7 protein-coding genes are annotated in these 16,643 nt (G+C 72.3%); all 7 read right to left on the bottom strand.

The window, feature by feature from the left end:
* Positions 1-78: 78 nt before the first annotated feature.
* Positions 79-1,653: a PqqD family protein gene (locus tag P3T39_RS28425; RefSeq protein ID WP_280701974.1), complete on the bottom strand. Its 1,575-nt coding sequence runs from the start codon at positions 1,651-1,653 to the stop codon at positions 79-81.
* 316 nt (positions 1,654-1,969) lie between these two features.
* Positions 1,970-2,725, bottom strand: coding sequence for an alpha/beta fold hydrolase (locus P3T39_RS28420; RefSeq protein ID WP_280701972.1), 756 nt, complete (start codon positions 2,723-2,725; stop codon positions 1,970-1,972).
* A 68-nt stretch (positions 2,726-2,793) separates the two neighbouring features.
* Positions 2,794-5,820, bottom strand: coding sequence for a beta-ketoacyl synthase N-terminal-like domain-containing protein (locus tag P3T39_RS28415; RefSeq protein ID WP_280701970.1), 3,027 nt, complete (start codon positions 5,818-5,820; stop codon positions 2,794-2,796).
* Positions 5,817-9,038: an amino acid adenylation domain-containing protein gene (locus P3T39_RS28410; RefSeq protein WP_280701969.1), complete on the bottom strand. Its 3,222-nt coding sequence runs from the start codon at positions 9,036-9,038 to the stop codon at positions 5,817-5,819. Before P3T39_RS28410 ends, P3T39_RS28415 begins: the two co-directional genes overlap by 4 nt.
* Positions 9,039-9,116: 78 nt before the next feature.
* Entirely contained in the window at positions 9,117-9,338 is a 222-nt protein-coding gene (locus P3T39_RS28405) for an MbtH family protein (protein WP_280701967.1), read from the bottom strand.
* A 47-nt stretch (positions 9,339-9,385) separates the two neighbouring features.
* The gene (locus P3T39_RS28400; protein ID WP_280701965.1) at positions 9,386-13,300 is read right to left on the bottom strand and encodes an amino acid adenylation domain-containing protein; all 3,915 of its coding nucleotides are present in this window, start codon (positions 13,298-13,300) and stop codon (positions 9,386-9,388) included.
* Positions 13,297-16,620 carry an amino acid adenylation domain-containing protein gene (locus tag P3T39_RS28395; protein ID WP_280701963.1) on the bottom strand — a complete coding sequence of 1,108 codons (3,324 nt, stop codon included), beginning with the start codon at positions 16,618-16,620 and terminating at the stop codon, positions 13,297-13,299. Before P3T39_RS28395 ends, P3T39_RS28400 begins: the two co-directional genes overlap by 4 nt.
* Between the last annotated feature and the right edge of the window lie 23 nt (positions 16,621-16,643).

The raw sequence follows: 16,643 nt of genomic DNA, 5'->3' as shown, positions 1-16,643 counted from the left end.
GAGTGCGAAGGTCGTGGTCGTACGCGAGGGGCCGGGGCTGCGCCGGGCCAGGGGCGGGCCTGGCCCGGCGGACGCCGGTCAGCGTCCGGAGATCAGTTCCAGGACGGCCGGGCCGTCGGCCCGGTGCCTGGTGCGGATGGCCTCCTTGTGCGGATCACCGTCGAGGATGGCGCCCAGTAGGCCGGACTCCTGGCCGCCACCCGGCAGCAGCGAGGCCCGGTACAGCACCCGCAGGCGGCTGAGCGTCAGCCCGCTGAACCGGGCCAGCTCCTCGGCCAGTTCCGTAGGGCGCCCGGCGCGCTCGCCCTCGCCCTCGCCCTCGCCCTCACCCTCACCGGACAGCAGCTCGTGCACCTCGGCCAGCCTCCCGGCGAGGTGCGGCTGCTCGGCGGCGAGGTAGTCGGCCAGAGCGGCGCCCTTGTCCACGAACGGGGCGTGGACCATGCAGATCAGCTGCTCCTCGGTGAGCCCGTAGGCCGCCCGCGCGTAGTCGTCCATCAGGGCACGCATCCTGGCCACCCCGGCCTCACCCTCGTACCGGCGCTGGACGAGGTCGACCAGCCGGTCGGGGAAGTCCTTGCGGCGCATGATCCCGGTGGCGAAGGCCACGTACTCGTCGAGCCCCTCGGCGTACGAACGGCCGTACCGGTGCTCGCACTTGAGGCCCCGCAGGTGTGCCATCAGGCCCGGGTTCCCGCAGTCCGACTCGCTGAAGCTGAAGGCCAGGTCGTCGAAGACGAAACCCAGGAACCCGGTCAGGAACTCCCAGTGGCTGCCGCTCGCGTAGTTGGTCTCCTGGTAGATCGAGAAGAACTCGAGGCCCTCGCGGACCTGGTGCGGCACACCGTGCACGGCGGCATCCACGGCCTCCGCCCCGTGGATGTCGGCGAAGTAGGACTGCGAGATCCCGTCGAACTTCTCCAGCACCCGCTTGAACCCCCGGCGTTGACCGTTTGGAGCCGGCACCGCCGCCGGGCTCGCCACCGTGGCGGTGCGGCCCAGACGGCGGGACAGGCGGCTGGTCCAGCGGTAGTACGCGCGCTGTTCCTCAGGCGAGTCACCGGTGACGATGAGGTCCACCCCGCCCGCGTGGGCGGCAGCGAGGCCGAAGGACTTGACCATGCTCAGGTTGCAGGCGTTGCAGAAGGTCGGACGGCCGTCGCCGGCCGCACGGTGCCCGGTCATCAGGATGTCGGCGCGGTTGCGCTCCACCACCCTTTCGGGGATGGGCAGATCGGCCCGGAACGGAACGATCTCCTCGCCGTCGACCAGCAGCAGCTCGCAGTCGGGGTCGGCTGTCAGTTCGAGCGCGCGGTAGACGCGGTCGATGTTCTCCATCACCGCCGGGGGCATACCGGCATGACGGTTGGTCACCACTCTCATCCGGAAGGTGCGGCCGTGGATCCGGTGCAGGACCAGCTGCATCGCCCGGACGAAGGCCAGCGCGTAACTGCTGTCCTTGCCGCCTCCGTACGCGACCAGGACCACGCCCTGGTCCGAGGTGCCGCCCCGGGCGAGGGCGGCGTGCAGACGGACGGCCGCCTGGGCGGCGCCCGCCAGGTCGGCGGCGGGCAACTCGGCGCGTAACCGGGCGTAGGCGCGGTCGAGTTGCTGCTCGCGGGTGGTTGTGGAGTCTTGGGTCGAGGTGGTCATGTGTGGTGCGTCCTCTCGGCTATGGGTCCGCACGCAGTCGATCCAGCAGGGCCCCGCACCCCGAAGACGTTCCCGACTGCGCAAGGATCCGGGGGCGGGCCTGGGCCCTGTCCGGTCGATCCTGTCGGCTGTGACACCTGCGGCTGACGCCGCGGGGCGCGCGGCGCCGGGCGCCCGGCTGGGCGTGCGACCGGATCGGCCTCGTACTGGGCGTACTCGGGCAATCCGGTCGTGCGTCCGAGGGGGCACCTCCCGGCCGGAGGCCGGGGGAGGGATGCCCGGCGTCGCGCGCCCGGCAGGATCGGCCGGACAGGGCCTAGCGGTGGGAAAGGTCGGCCAGGTGGCGGCGGACGATCTGGAAGAGCTGGTCGGAGTCGCGGAAGTAGAAGTGGCCGCCGGGCAGCAGTTCGAGGGTGAACTCCGCCGTCGTGTGCTCCGCCCAGCCGGAAAGGTCCTCCGGTGACACCACCGGGTCGCTGCTGCCTCCCACGGCCAGGATCGGGATGTCGAGCGGTGGTTCGGGCCGGTGGCGGTAGTTGGTCAGCAGCGCCAGGTCCGAGCGCAGCACGGGGATGATCAGTTCCATCAGCTCCGGCGTGGCGAGGACCTCGGGCGAGGTGCCGCCGAGCAGGCGCAGATAGTCCTCGTAGGCTTCGTCGCCGTCGGCGGGCTGCGGCCGCCCCTCCAGGGGACGTTGGGGCGCCGGGGCGGCGGAGACCACCAGCAGGTCGGGCAGGCGGGCGGCGCGGCGGCGCAGTTCCCGGACCACCTCGAAGGCCACCACGGCACCCATGCTGTGGCCCAGCAGGGCGTAGCCGGTGAAGGTGTCCGGCTCCAGCTCTGCGGCGATGTCCCGGGCCAGCGCCCGAAGATCGACGGCAAGGGGTTCGACGATCCGGCTCTCGCGGCCCGGGTACTGCACGGGTTCGACCGCCGCCGCCCCGGCGAGCGGCGCCCGCCACGGCACGAAGCCGGAGGCGCCGCCACCGGAGGGCGGGAAGCAGTAGAGCCGACGAGTCGTCGCCGGGTCCGGCGTCCTGGAAGCGAATGGCAGGAGCTTGCTGGTGGCCATGGTGTCGGTCTTTCCTCGTTCTTGGGACATTCCTCGGGCCCGCTGCTCGGGGCTCGTTGCTCGGCGGGTCAGCCGCCCGACTCGATTTCGCTGAGCAGGGAGTCGATCAACCCGTCGCTGTCCCGACTCTCCCTGGTCTCGGCGATCCTGTCGATCAGCTCGCGGAGCGTGATCTGCTCCAGCAGCAGGGCGATCGGGATCTCGATCTCCAGGGAGTCACGGAGTTTGCCCGCGAGGTGGACGGCGGCGAGGGAGTCCCCTCCGGCGTCGAAGAAGGAGCGGTCCAGCCCGGCGTCCGACTCGATGCCGAGGGACTCCATGAGCAGCTCGGCGATCCGGTCGCGAACGGAGTCCTGAGGCGTCGGCACGATCGGTGACTGCGCGGCAGGTGACTGCACAGCCGGTTCGGAGCCGGCCAGCGTCTGTGTCGGCACCGATGGCGCAACCGGAGCGGCGGGCTGGGCGACGGTACGGGTGAGGGCCCCGCGCGGGGCCCCGTCGAAGACGTACCCGGGCAGGTGGGCGCGCCGGACGTCGGGGCCGGTCACCGCCGGCCAGTTCACCTGCTGCCCGGACGTCCACAGCTCGCCCAGGGCGCGCAGGGTGCGGGCCTGTTCGGTGTCCTCGGCCAGCGTGGCGTGCGCGGGCCGGCCCGGCAGCACGCGTCGGGCCTGACCGGTCAGCGCATTGCCGGGGCCGAGCTCCAGCAACGGTCCGTCGGTGAGCTCTCCCGCCGCTGCCACGGCATCGGCGAACCGTACCGGCAGCCGCAGTTGGTCCCGCCAGTAGGCCGCCGTGGCCACCCGCGCGGGGTCGGCCGTGCCACCGGTGACGGTGGAGACGAACGGTCCTGCGGGGCGGCGCGGTCCGATCCCGGCGACCTCGGCCTCGAAGGCGTCGAGGATCTCGTCCATCGCCGGGGAGTGGAAGGCGTGGCCGGTGGCGAGAGGACGGGCGCCGATGCGCCTGGCCGCCAGTTCCGCGGTGATCCGGTCCACGTCCTCCACCGGTCCTGACAGGACGCAGGCCGCGGGGCCGTTGACGGCGGCCAGCGCGACGTTTCCGTGTCCCTCCAGCAGCGGCAGCAGTTCGGCCTCCGCAAGCGCGACGGCCACCATCCGGCCCGGCGCGGTGCCGGCCATCAACCGGGCGCGGGTCACCACCAGATCCAGCGCCTCGTCCAGGGTGAAGACCCCGGCGAGCACCGCGGCCGGGTACTCGCCCAGGCTGTGGCCGACCACCGCCGCCGGGGTGACGCCCCAACCGGCCCACAGGCGGGCGGCGGCGTACTCCAGGCTGAACAGTGCCGGCTGCCAGTAGGCGGTGGAGCCGGCGTCGTCGCCGGTCGGTGCGGCGCCGGGCAGCCAGGAGCGCGGGTCGATGCCGTGGCGCTCCGTCAGCCGTTGGGCGCAGGCGTCGAAGGCGTCCCGGAAGGCCGGGTACGCGCGGTACAGGTCCGCGCCCATGCCGGGGTAGTGACCGCCCTGACCGGACAGCAGGAAGACCGGTGCGCCGGGCGAGCAGACCGTGCGGGTCCGGCCCGACCCGGCCAGCAGCCGCAGCTCCTCGGCGGCCTCCACCGCCGTCCTGGCCACCACACAGCCGCGCACGCCGAGCGCCGAGCGGCCGCTCTGGAGGGTGTGGGCGACGTCGGCCAGCGGCACCGTGGCGGGCTCGGCGAGGTGACGGCTGAGCGCCTCGGCGGCGCCGAGCAGGCTGCGCTCGGTACGGGCGGAGAGCGGCAGCAGCTGGGTGGTCTGGGCCTGGGTGTCGGGTGCGGGCTGGTCAGGGGCCTCCTCCAGGACGACGTGGACGTTGGTACCGCCCAGGCCGACCGAGGTCACTCCGGCCCGGCGGCGCGCACCCTCGGGCCTGGGCCACTCGGCGGTGCGGTCCACCACGTAGAACGGCGTCTTCTCCAACTCCAGTTCGGGGTTGGGCCGTTGGAAGTTGGCGGTCGGGACGAGGCTGCGGCGTCGCAGCATCAGGACGACCTTGAGCAGTCCGGCGATTCCGGCGGCGGCGTCCAGGTGCCCGATGTTGGACTTGACCGAGCCGATGCCGCACCAGGCCGTCTCGCCGGGCTCGGCGCCGAACGCGGCGGTGGCGGCGCCGACCTCGATCCGGTCGCCCAGGGCGGTGCCGCTGCCGTGCATCTCGATGTACTGGAGGTCGCGCGGGGAGACACCGGCCGCCGCCATCGCCTCGGCCAGGACAGCCTGCTGTCCTTCCGGACTCGGGGCGGTGAAGCCGACCTTGGCGGCCCCGTCGTTGGTCACCGCGGAGCCGCGGATCACCGCGTACACGCGGTCGCCGTCGCGCAGTGCGTCCTCGTAGCGCCGCAGCACCACCAGGCCCACGCCGTTGCCGCCCAGCGTTCCGGCGGACTGCTCGTCGAAGGGGCGGCAGCGGCCGTCCGGGGAGGCGACACCGCCCTCGTAGTAGAGGTAGCCGCGCCTGGCGAGGTTGTCCACCGCGACACCGCCTGCCAGCGCGAGCGAGCACTCGCCGAGCAGCAGGCTCTGTACCGCCAGGTGGACAGCGGTCAGCGAGGTCGAACAGGCGGTCTGCACCACCATGCTGGGGCCGCGCAGGCCGAGCCGGTAGGAGATCCAGGAGGCCAGATAGTCCTTGTCGGTCAGCAGCTTCACCTGCATGACGCCGCGTTCCTCGGCGAGCCGGAAGTCGCCCTGGGCGGCGACGGCGTGCTCGGTGAGTCCGCCACCGACGTAGACGCCGGTCGTTTCGGGTACGGCGCGCGGGTCGTACCCGGCATCCTCCAGGGCCTTCCAGGCGGTCTCCAGCAGCAGGCGGTGCTGCGGGTCGAGGACGGCGGCCTCCCTGGGGTTGAAGCCGAAGAGCTCCGCCTCGAAGCGGTCCGCGTCGGCCAACAGGCCCTTGGCGGGGACATAGTCGGGCCTGGACACCTCGGCGGGGTCGGCACCGTCGGCGAGCGCCTCTTCGAGGGTGAAGTCGGTGATCGAGCAGATACCGTCCCGCAGGTTGTCCCAGTAGGCGTCGAGGGTGGCGGCGCCCGGGAAGCGCCCGCTCATCCCGACGACCGCTATCGCGTCCGAGAGGGGGTTGTCGTTCAACGTCCGGCCTTTCCGTCAGTGTCTGCCCCGCGCCTGGCTCCCAGAGCGGCTACGCGTCGGCGGCGCTCCGCGCCCCGGTTGGAGGATTCGGTACTGCCCGCGGCCGGAGCGTCCGCGGCGGTGCTGCTGTCCAGGTGGGCGGCGAGCGCGCCGACGGTCGGGAAGCGGAACAGCTCGGGCAGTCGGATACCGGCATCCAGCCCGTGCTCCTTCAGCTGCGCCTGCACCGCCAGCAGGCGGATCGAAGTCCCGCCCAGGTCGAAGAAGTTGTCGTGGACGCCGACCCGGTCCACCTGGAGCACCCCGGCCCAGATCTTCGACAGCCTGCGCTCGGTGTCGCAGCGCGGCGCGACGTACGTCTGCGCCAGCTCGGGCCGTACGGCCTGCGGTGCGGGCAGCGCGGCCTTGTCCACCTTGCCCGCCCGGGTGGTCGGGAAGACCTCCAGGGCGACGAACACCTCCGGCACCATATAGGTCGGCAGCCGGGCACTCAGCCAGGCGCGCAGTTCCTCGCCCGGCGGGACGCCGTCGCCGCTGGCGCCGAGGTAGGCGACCAGCCGGGCCTCCGTCGCCCCCTCCTCGCGGCGGGCCACCACCACCGCGCGGTCCACGCCCGCGTGGGCGCGCAGTGCCTCCTCGACCTCGCCGAGTTCGATCCGGAAGCCGCGCACCTTGACCTGGTCGTCGACCCGGCCGAGGAACTCCAGTCGACCGCCGTCGCGCCAGCGGGCCAGGTCCCCGGTGCGGTAGAGCCGCGAGCCGGGCGGCCCGAACGGGTCGGCGACAAAGCGCTCGGCCGTCAGGGCCGGGCGGCCCACATAGCCCCGGGCCACACCGACACCACCGACATACAGCTCCCCGGCCACACCGAGCGGCACCGGTTCGAGGAGCCCGTCCAGGACGTACACCTGAAGGTTCGCCAGCGGGCCGCCGATCAGCGGCGTCCGTCCGGGGTGGAAGGCCGCGAGGGTGGTCCAGACCGTGCTCTCGGTCGGCCCGTAGGCATCCACCACCAGGCGGTCCTGGGCCCAGGGCTCGATCAGGTCGGCTGCGAACGCCTCCCCGCCGACGTTGAGGATCTCCAGGTCGGGCAGTGCACCGGGAGACCAGGGCAGCGAGGCGACGGCGGACGGGGGGAAGGTCACGGAGGTGATCCGGGAGTCCCGCAGCCGGTCGAACAGCGGGCGGCCCAGGCGCTCGTCCTCGGCGGCGATCTGGAGATAGCCGCCGGCGACCCAGGTGAAGAACATGTCGGAGACGGAGACGTCGAAGCTGAAGGAGGCGAACTGCAGGACCCGGGACTCGGCCGTGATACCGAACTCCGGCCCCTGGGCGACGGCGAGGTTCAGCAGTGAACCGTGTTCGACCGCCACCCCCTTGGGACGACCCGTCGACCCCGAGGTGTAGATCACATACGCCAGATCCGACCCACCCACCACCGGCAGCGCAACCTCCGGCGCCTGCGCCACCCGCACCGCATCCACACCGTCCACCACCACCAACTCAGCGCCCAGACCGGCGACCCTGCCCGCCAACGCCTCCTCGGTCACCACCACCCGAGCACCCGAGTCCGCCACCATGAACCCCAACCGCGCCACCGGATACGCCGCATCGAGAGGCACATACGCACCACCCGCCTTCAACACACCCAGCACCGCCACAGCCATCTCCACCGACCGCCCCAGACAGATCCCCACCACCACACCAGGACCCACCCCCAGCCCCCGCAGACACCAGGCCAGCCGATCCGAACGCTCCCCCAACTCCCCGTACGACAACACCACATCACCACAACCCACCGCCGCACGCGACGGATCCCGCCCCACCAGCCCATGCACCACACCAGGCACGACCGCGACCTCAGTGGCGTTCCACCCCGACAGCACCTCCACCCGCCGCTCCCCCACCACCAGCGGCACCGCACCCACCGGACGGCCACCACCCACCAACAACCCCTCCAACAGCGCCACGAAGCTCTCGACCCACTGCTTCACGGTCTCGGGGGCGAACAGGTCCGAGCGGTACTCGAAGCGGGCGCGGAGCTCGCCGCCGCTGCGCTCCATGTACAGCATGGAGTCGAACTTGGCGATGTCCAACAGGAATTCGACCCGCCGGACGGAGGTGCCGGGAAGGTCGAGGGCGATGTCGGTCTCGTCGTCGAAGGAGAACATCACCTGGAACACCGGGTCGTGGCTGAGCTCCCGGACCGGGGCGATGGCCGAGACCACGCTGTCGAACGGCGCGTCGTGGTGGGGCTGCCCCTCCGCCGTCCGAACGCGCACCCGCTCCAGCAGTTCGGGGAAGGAGGGGTCGTCCGAGAGATCGGTGCGCAGCGCGACGGTGTTGACGAACAGACCGACCACATCGTGCAGTTCGGGCCGCTCGCGGCCGGCGGTGGGAACGCCCACCACCACGTCCGGCTGCCCGGAGAGCCGGGCCAGAAAGACGCTGTAGGCGGCGAGCAGGGTCATGAAGAGGGTGGCACCGGACTGCCGTCCGGCCTGCTCCAGTCGCTCGACCAGCTCGGCGGGCAGTACGAACCGTTCGTTTCCGCCGTGCGGGGTGAGCACCTGCGGTCGGGGGAAGTCCACCGGCAGTTCGAGGAATTCGGGCGCTCCGTGCAGCGAGTCCCGCCAGTACCCGATCTGGTCGCGGTACTCGCCCGACTCGATCCGTTCGCGCTGCCAGGCGGCGAAGTCGGCGTACTGGATCGGCAGTTCGGCAAACGACGGGATCCGGCCCTCGGCCAACTCGCGGTAGGAGAGGGAGAGTTCCCTGAGCAGGACCTCCAGCGACCAGCCGTCGGCGATCAGGTGGTGCATGGTGAGCAGCACGGCCCAGCTGCCGTCGGTGACCTCCGCGAGTACGCAGCGCAGCAGCGGACCTTCGGCCAGGTCGAAGGAGCGCTGTGCCCGGTCCCGCAGCAGCTCGGTCACCTCGTCGGGGTGGATGTGGCGCACCGTCTCCAGGTCGGCGCGGCCCTCGCTGCGGACGACCTGCCGGTGGACGCCGCCGACCACCCGGAAGACCGTTCGCAGCGCCTCGTGGCGGTCCACGGCCAGCGACAGGGACTCCTCGAACACCTTCGGGTCGAAGGCGCCCCGAACGAGGAAGGCCGCGAACAGGTTGTACTGCGGGCTTCCGGGGTTCATCCGATCGAGTACCAGCAGCCGGTCCTGGGCGGCGGAGACCGGAAAGCAGTCCTCACTGACAGTCATTTGGGCGTCGCCTCTCAGATTCACGTTCGGTTCTCTCGCGTTCGCTGCCGCCGGGCCGTGGGCCGGACAGGGCCTGGGTCAGCTGCGGGCGTCGGCCTCGTGCCGGGCGGCCAGGCTGCGCGGGCGCAGGTCGGTCCAGTGCTCCTCGACATAGGCGAGGCAGGCGGCGCGGTCGCTCTCGCCGAAGACGGCCGTCCAGCCGGCGGGGACGTCCAGGAAAGCCGGCCACAGGGAGTGCTGGCCCTCGTCGTTGACCAGGACCCGGTACTGCGCCTCGTCGTTCTCGAAGGGGTTGCTCATCGGTCGCTCCTTGGGAGTTCGGTGCTGGGTTGAGGGCATTGCCGACGTCACGGGGCAAGTGCCTCGGTGAGGACCCGGCCGACCTCGGCGGCCGTCCGGGGGGAGAGCACATCGTGGTGACCGCAGTCGAGTCGGTGGGTGCGGACCGCGTCGGCGTGGCGGTGCCAGTGGTCGACGGGGACCGGGTCCGGTTCAGCCGTGGCGGTGAATGCGAGCAGTTCGCCGCGGAAGCGGCCGGGGCGGTACGTCCGGGCGATCCGGGCGTGGTCGGTGTAGGCGGCGACCACCGCGTCCAGCTGCGGCTCCGTCAGCTCGGCAAGACCGCTGCCCGCCCGGCGCAGCAGCTCACGGGCGGCCGCGCGGTCCACCGGGGCTTCGACAGCGAGGCCGAGGTCCTTCAGCAGGATCTCCAGGGCCTCCCGCTCGGCCTCGGCGGCCGCAGTGATCGGCAGGTCCTCCCGGGCCGGTGTCCGAAGATCGGTGTCGAGGAGGGCCAGCAGCTCCACCTGTTCGCCCTCGGCCTGGAGTCGCAGCGCCAGTTCGAAGGCGACCAGCCCGCCGAAGGACCAGCCCAGCAGCCGGTAGGGGCCGTTGGGCTGCACCTTGCGCAGCCGGTCCAGGTAGTCGGCGGCGAGGTCGCCGACCGACTGCGGCGGCGGTCCCGGCTGTTCGAGTCCCGGCGACTGGAGCGCGTACAGCGGCAGGGCCGGGTCGAGGTGGCGGAGCAGGGCGGTGTAGCTCCAGCCGAGGCCCAGGGCCGGATGGACGCAGAACAGCGGTGCCTGCGCGTCGCCCGTGCCCGGGGAGTCGCCCGCACGCAGGGGCAGGAGGGCGGCGAAGGCGCTCTCCCGGCTGCCATGGTCGAGGCGGCGGGTCAGCGCTGCGGCGGTGGGAGCCTGGAACAGGTCGCGGATGCCCACGGGTACGCCGAGGACGTCGCGGATCCGGGCGGCCAGCCGGGCCGCCAGCAGCGAGTGCCCGCCCAGTTCGAAGAAGCCGTCGTCCATGCCGACCCGGTCCAGACCGAGCACCTCGGCGAACATCCGGCCGACGAGTTCCTCCAGCGGGGTCTCCGGGCCTCGGCTGCTCGTCGGCGCGGTCTGCGGCTCGGGCAGCGCCGCCCGGTCGAGCTTTCCGCTGGTGGTCAGCGGCAGTTCGTCGAGCAGCACCACGACGGAGGGCACCAGGTGCCCCGGCAGCAGCGTGGCCAGTTCACCGCGCAGCCGTCCCGGGTCCAGCTCTGCGCCCTTGGCCGGCACGACGTACCCGACCAGCTGTTCACCGCGTGCGAGCGCAGCGGCCCTGGCCACGCCCGGCAGCCCTGCGAGGTGGGCCTCGACCTCGCCGAGCTCGATCCTGAAGCCCCGGATCTTCACCTGGCCGTCCGCCCGGCCGGCGAACTCCAGCCGGCCGTCCGTCCGCCACCGCACCAGGTCGCCGGTGCGGTACATCCGCTCGCCCGGCTCGCCGTAGGGGCAGGCCACGAAGCGCTCGGAGGTGAGCCCCGGGCGGCCCAGGTAGCCCCGGGCGAGTCCGGCTCCCGCGATGTACAGCTCGCCGACCACACCGGTCGGCACCGGGCCGAGCCGCTCGTCCAGGACGTAGACCCGGACGCCGGGCAGCGGACGGCCGATCGGCAAGGAGGCGCCGAGCACGCTGCCGTCGTCGTGCCAGAGCGTGCTGTAAACCGTCGTCTCGGTCGGCCCGTATGCGTTGACCAGGGTCGCACCGGGAAGTTCGGTGCGGAGCCTGTCGAGCAGGGCGGGTGGCAGGGCCTCTCCGGCGGCGATCACCGTCTGCGGCCGGCCGCCGTCCAGGCCGAGTCCCAGCAGCCCGGCCAGCGCCGAGGGCGCGCCGCTGAGCAGCGCGCCGTCCAGCCGGTCGGGGCCGACCCCTGCCGCGAGGAGCAGGTTCTCGACCACCTCGACCACCGCGCCGCGGACCAGTGCCGGGAAGATCTCGAAGACCGACACGTCGAAGCTGAGCGAGGTGGTGAGCAGCACCCGGCGGCTGCGGCGCAGCAGTTCGGTCCCGCTCCCCCAGCGGGCGAAGGCCGCGAGGCTGCGGTGTTCGACCACCACACCCTTGGGGGTGCCAGTCGATCCGGAGGTGTGGATGACGTAGGCGGCGTCGCCGGGCAGCAGCGGTGCGCTGCGCTCGGCGTCGGTCACGTTCTCGACCCGCTGCTCCGTCAGGAGGGTGCCGAGACCGTGGACCGGCACGTCCGCCGCCGCGACGGCCGCCTCGGTGGCCGGGTCCGCGAGCACCAGCAGCGGCCGGGCGTCGGCGACGGTGCGGGCGATCCGCGCTGCGGGATGCGCGGGGTCGATCGGCAGATAGGCGGCGCCGGACTTGAGCACCCCGAGGACGGCCACCACCAGGTTCTCGGTCCGCGACAGGGCGAGACCGACCAGCTGTCCGGGTCCGGCGCCTCGGGCGATCAGCTCCCGGGCGAGCCCGTTGGCCCGCTCGTTCAACTGGCGGTAGGTCAGAGTGCGCTCGCCGCAGGAGACGGCCGGGTCCTGCGGCGCGGCCGCGGCCTGTCGCTCGAACAGCTCGACCACGGTGGCGGCCTCCTCCTGCACCGGCGAGCCGTTCCACTCGACCAGCAGCCGGCGCCGCTCCGCCGCCTGAAGGATGTCGAGTTCGCCCACCCGCAGGCCGGGGTCGGCCGTGACCGCCTCCAGCACCCGCAGCAGCCGGGCGGCCAGGGCCTCGGCCGTCGCCCGGTCGAAGAGTTCGGTGGCGTATTCGATCACGCCGTGCAGGCCCTGCGGGGTGCCGTCGGGCGCGTACTGGTCCACCAGATGGAAGGAGAGGTCGAACTTGGCCGTCCCGGCATCCGTGTTGAGCTGCTCGGCGCGCAGGCCCGGCAGGTCGAGGGGCGCACCGTGGTCGCTCTCGAAGGCCACCATCACCTGGAAGAGCGGGTGCCGGGCCGTGGAGCGGACCGGGTTGAGGGCCTCCACCAGTCGTTCGAAAGGCAGGTCCTGGTGCTCGTAGGCGCTCAGGTCGGCCTCGCGCACACGGTGCAGCAGCTCACGGAAGGTGGGGTCGCCGCTCAGATCGGTGCGCAGCACCAGGGTGTTGACGAAGAAGCCGACCAGGTCCTCCAGAGCATCGTCGGTGCGGCCCGCCACGACCGAGCCGAGCGGGACGACCGGCCCGGCGCCCAGGCGCCCGAGCAGCGCGGCGAGGGCTGCCTGCACCACCATGAAGGCCGTGCTGCCGGTCTCCTGCGCCAGGGCGGTGAGCCGCCGTTGCAGTTCGGCGCCCGCCCGGATCGGCACCTGCTCGCCGTGGTGCCCGGCGATCGCGGGCCGAGGGCGGTCGAAGGGCAGCCCGAGCTCGTCCGGAAGGTCGGCCAAGGCCCGGCGCCAGTAGGCGAGTTGCTCGTGCTGGAGGCTCTGCGGATCGTCCGCCTCGCCGAGCAGCTCCTGCTGCCAGAGCGTGTAGTCGGTGTACTGGACCGGTAACGGCTCCCAGCCCGGCGAGGTGCCCTTGAGCCGGGCTGCGTAGGCGGTGGCGAGATCGCGGCCGAGCGGGCCCATCGAGTAGCCGTCGGTGGCGATGTGGTGCATCAGCAGGACCAGGACATGCTCCTGGTCCTCCAGTCGCAGCAGGGTGGCCCGGAGCGGCGTCTCGGCAGCTAGGTCGAACGGGCGGCGGACGGCTGCACCGAGCGCGTCCGCCAGGTGCTGCGGCGCGCAGTCCGCCCGGTGGAGCGTCGGACGCCCCTGCGCCGGGTCCAGTACGCGCTGGTAGGGCTCGCCGTCGGCCTCGCCGTAGACCGAGCGCAGCACCTCGTGACGGTCCACGAGGTCGGCGATGGCGGCCTCCAGCGCCGCCACGTCGAGCGGGCCGGTCAGGCGCAGTGTGAGGGGCAGGTTGTAGACGGCGCTCGGACCGTCGAGGCGGGCGAGGAACCAGAGCCTGCGCTGGGCGTAGGAGAGCGGCCTCATCGTGCGTCTCCGGCGGCGGCCTGGCGGCGCACCAGAGCGGGACGGGCGCGGCGCTTGCCGCCCTGGGCGTCCAGGCGCTGGGCGAGGGCGGCGACATTGGGCGCCTCGAAAAGGGCCCTGATGCCGACCTCGGCGCCCAGGGTGGCGCGGACCCGGGCGATCAGCCGGGTGGCCAGCAGCGAGTTGCCGCCGAGTTCGAAGAAGCCGTCGTCGATGCCGACTTCGGCGATGCCGAGTACTTCGCCGAAGAGTTCGCAGAGCGTCTTCTCCCGCGGAGTCCTGGCTGCGCGTCCGGACACCAGCGCGGCGTAGTCGGGGGCGGGCAGGGCGGCGCGGTCCAGCTTGCCCGAGGGGGTCAGCGGCAGTGAGTCGACGAGTACGACCACGGAGGGCACCAGGTGTTCGGGGAGCGCGCCGACGAGCAGTCCGCGCAGCGCGTGCGGGTCCGGCTCGGCACCGGGCGCGGCGACCGCGTAGGCGACCAGCCGGCGGTCACCGGGACGGTCCTCGCGGATGGCCGCGACCGCCTGCACCACCTCGGGCCGGGTGCGCAACGCGGCCTCGATCTCGCCGAGTTCGATCCGGAAGCCGCGCAGCTTCACCTGTCCGTCCGCTCGTCCGGCGAACTCCAGTTCGCCGTCCGCCCGTCGACGCGCCAGGTCGCCAGTGCGGTAGAGCCGCGAGCCGGGCGGCCCGAACGGGTCGGCGATGAAACGCTCGGCCGTCAGAGCCGGACGGCCGACGTAGCCGCGCGCCACTCCGGCGCCGCCCAGGTACAACTCACCGACCACACCCACAGGTACGGGCTCAAGGCGGCCGTCCAGCACATGGGCGCGGACGTGCGGCAGCGGTCGGCCGATCGCCGGACGCCGCCGGGCCTCGACGGGCGTGACCAGGTGGCCGGTGGCGGTCACCGTGGTCTCGGTCGGACCGTAGGTGTTGCGCAGCTCGGCCCGGGTCTCCGAGGCGAACCAGCATGCCAGCGCACCGGGTTCGACGGCCTCGCCGCCGATCACCACCAGACGCACCGAGCCGGGGAGCGGATCGTCGGCGGAGACGGCCCGCACCAGCTCGTGCCAGTAGGCGGTGGGCAGGTCGAGGACGGTGACGTCCTTGCTGCGGACGAGGGCGAAGAGGTCGTGGACGGAGGTGTCGGCAATACCGGCGCCGATCTCCAACCGGGCACCCGCGAGCAGGGTCGGGAAGATCTCCTCGATGCTGGCGTCGAAGCTGAAGGAGGCGAACTGCAGTACGCGGTCCTCGGCCGTGATGCCGAGCTCCCGCCGCTGGGCGACGGCGAGGTTCAGCAGTGAACCGTGTTCGACCGCCACCCCCTTGGGACGACCCGTCGAACCCGAGGTGTAGATCACATACGCCAGATCCGACCCACCCACCACCGGCAGCGCAACCTCCGGCGCCTGCGCCACCCGCACCGCATCCACACCGTCCACCACCACCAACTCAGCACCCAGACCGGCGACCCTGCCCGCCAACGCCTCCTCGGTCACCACCACCCGAGCACCCGAGTCCGCCACCATGAACCCCAACCGCGCCACCGGATACGCCGCATCGAGAGGCACATACGCACCACCCGCCTTCAACACACCCAGCACCGCCACAGCCATCTCCACCGACCGCCCCAGACAGATCCCCACCACCACACCAGGACCCACCCCCAGCCCCCGCAGACACCAGGCCAGCCGATCCGAACGCTCCCCCAACTCCCCGTACGACAACACCACATCACCACAACCCACCGCCGCACGCGACGGATCCCGCCCCACCAGCCCATGCACCACACCAGGCACGACCGCGACCTCAGTGGCGTTCCACCCCGACAGCACCTCCACCCGCCGCTCCCCCACCACCAGCGGCACCGCACCCACCGGACGGCCACCACCCACCAACAACCCCTCCAACAGCGCCACGAAACCGTCCGACCACTGCTCGATCGTGGCCGCCTCGAACAGGTCCGAGCGGTACTCGAAGCTGCCGGCGATGCCCTCGGCGACGTCCCGCAGGATGAGGACGCAGTCGTGCTCCTCGGAGCCCGTGGTCAGGCGCTGGAAGCGCGCGCCCTCCGGCAGGGTGGAGACGCTCTCCTGCTCGGGGAGGTGCATGAAGACCCACTGGAAGAGCGGTGAACGGTTGGGCAGCCGCTCGGGGTTGAGGTCGGCGATGATCCGGCCGTTCGGCACGTCGGCATTGGCCAGCACCTGGGCGAAGGACTCGTTGAAGGCGGCGACGATGGCCTCGAAGTCACCCTCCGGGTCGATCGCCCAGCGAGTGGCGATGATGTTCATGACGTAGCCGATGACCCGCTCCAGGCCCCGGGTCGTCCGGTTGGCGGTCGGCGTGCCGATGAGCAGGTCCCGCTCGCCCGAGACGCGGTGCAGGAAGACCGCGAAGGCCGCCATCAGGACGACGAAGACGGTGGTGCGGTGCTCACGCGCGTACCGCCGCACCTCCGCCGCCAACCCGGCGGGCAGCTCGAACTCGTGGCGTCCGGCCGCGAAGCCCACCGGGGAGGTCGGGTCGAGCGGTGCGGCCACCGACGGGGCACCGGGCAGCTCGGCCAGGTAGGAGCGCCAGAACGCGAGCTGCTGCGCATGGACCCCGGCCTCCTCCCACTCCCGCTGCCAGACGGCGAAGTCCGCGTACTGCACCCGGGGACGCTCCGGCGCCACCGCACTGCCATCCGTCAACGAACGGTGGGCCAGGGCGAATTCGGTGTGCAGCACGTCGAAGGACCACCAGTCGGTGACGACATGGTGCATGCCCAGGAGCAGCATCGAACGGTCGTCGGCGAGTTGGACGAACCTGGCACGCAGCAGCGGGTCCTCGGCCAGGTCGAAGGTACCCCGGCGGAAGGTGTCGACCAGTTCCCGGGCCGCCTCCTCGCGCCGCTGCCCGGGGAGGGAGCGCAGATCCGTCCGCTCCAGCTCGAAGGCACCGGTCGGCCCCGGCACCATCCGCAGCCCCTCGGGCGTCTCGACGATCGAGGAGCGCAGGATGTCGTGGTTGTCCAGCACCAGGTTCAACGCGGCCTGTAACAGGGCCGGTTGGACCTCGTGGTCGAAGTGGTACGCACCGCACAGGTTGATGGTCGCGGTCTCCGGATACATCGACTCGAAGACCCACAGGTCCTCCTGCGCCGGGCTGAGCGGCGCCGGGGCACCCGGCTCGCCGCCCCGCAGCGGCACGGCGGCCGGAATGGCACCCACCTGCTCGCCCTTCGCCACCAGCTGGCGCAGGAAGCGGACGCGCTGCTCGCTGCTGAGGGCCGCGATGCGTTCGGCGAGAGAGGCTTCGGCGGACATGCTCGACTCCAGGTGCGTGAGAC

The sequence above is a fragment of the Kitasatospora sp. GP82 genome, from assembly GCF_029892105.1.
Lineage (GTDB): Bacteria > Actinomycetota > Actinomycetes > Streptomycetales > Streptomycetaceae > Kitasatospora.
Note: the sequence above shows the minus strand (reverse complement) of the source record. Positions and strands in the feature narration are given on the sequence as shown.

Excerpts from the sequence above, each read along its gene's own strand:
- P3T39_RS28425 (WP_280701974.1), bottom strand. The coding sequence starts at position 1,653 with ATGACCACCTCGACCCAAGACTCCACAACCACCCGCGAGCAGCAACTC.
- P3T39_RS28420 (WP_280701972.1), bottom strand. The coding sequence starts at position 2,725 with ATGGCCACCAGCAAGCTCCTGCCATTCGCTTCCAGGACGCCGGACCCG.
- P3T39_RS28410 (WP_280701969.1), bottom strand. The coding sequence starts at position 9,038 with ATGACTGTCAGTGAGGACTGCTTTCCGGTCTCCGCCGCCCAGGACCGG.
- P3T39_RS28405 (WP_280701967.1), bottom strand. The coding sequence starts at position 9,338 with ATGAGCAACCCCTTCGAGAACGACGAGGCGCAGTACCGGGTCCTGGTC.
- P3T39_RS28400 (WP_280701965.1), bottom strand. The coding sequence starts at position 13,300 with ATGAGGCCGCTCTCCTACGCCCAGCGCAGGCTCTGGTTCCTCGCCCGC.
- P3T39_RS28395 (WP_280701963.1), bottom strand. The coding sequence starts at position 16,620 with ATGTCCGCCGAAGCCTCTCTCGCCGAACGCATCGCGGCCCTCAGCAGC.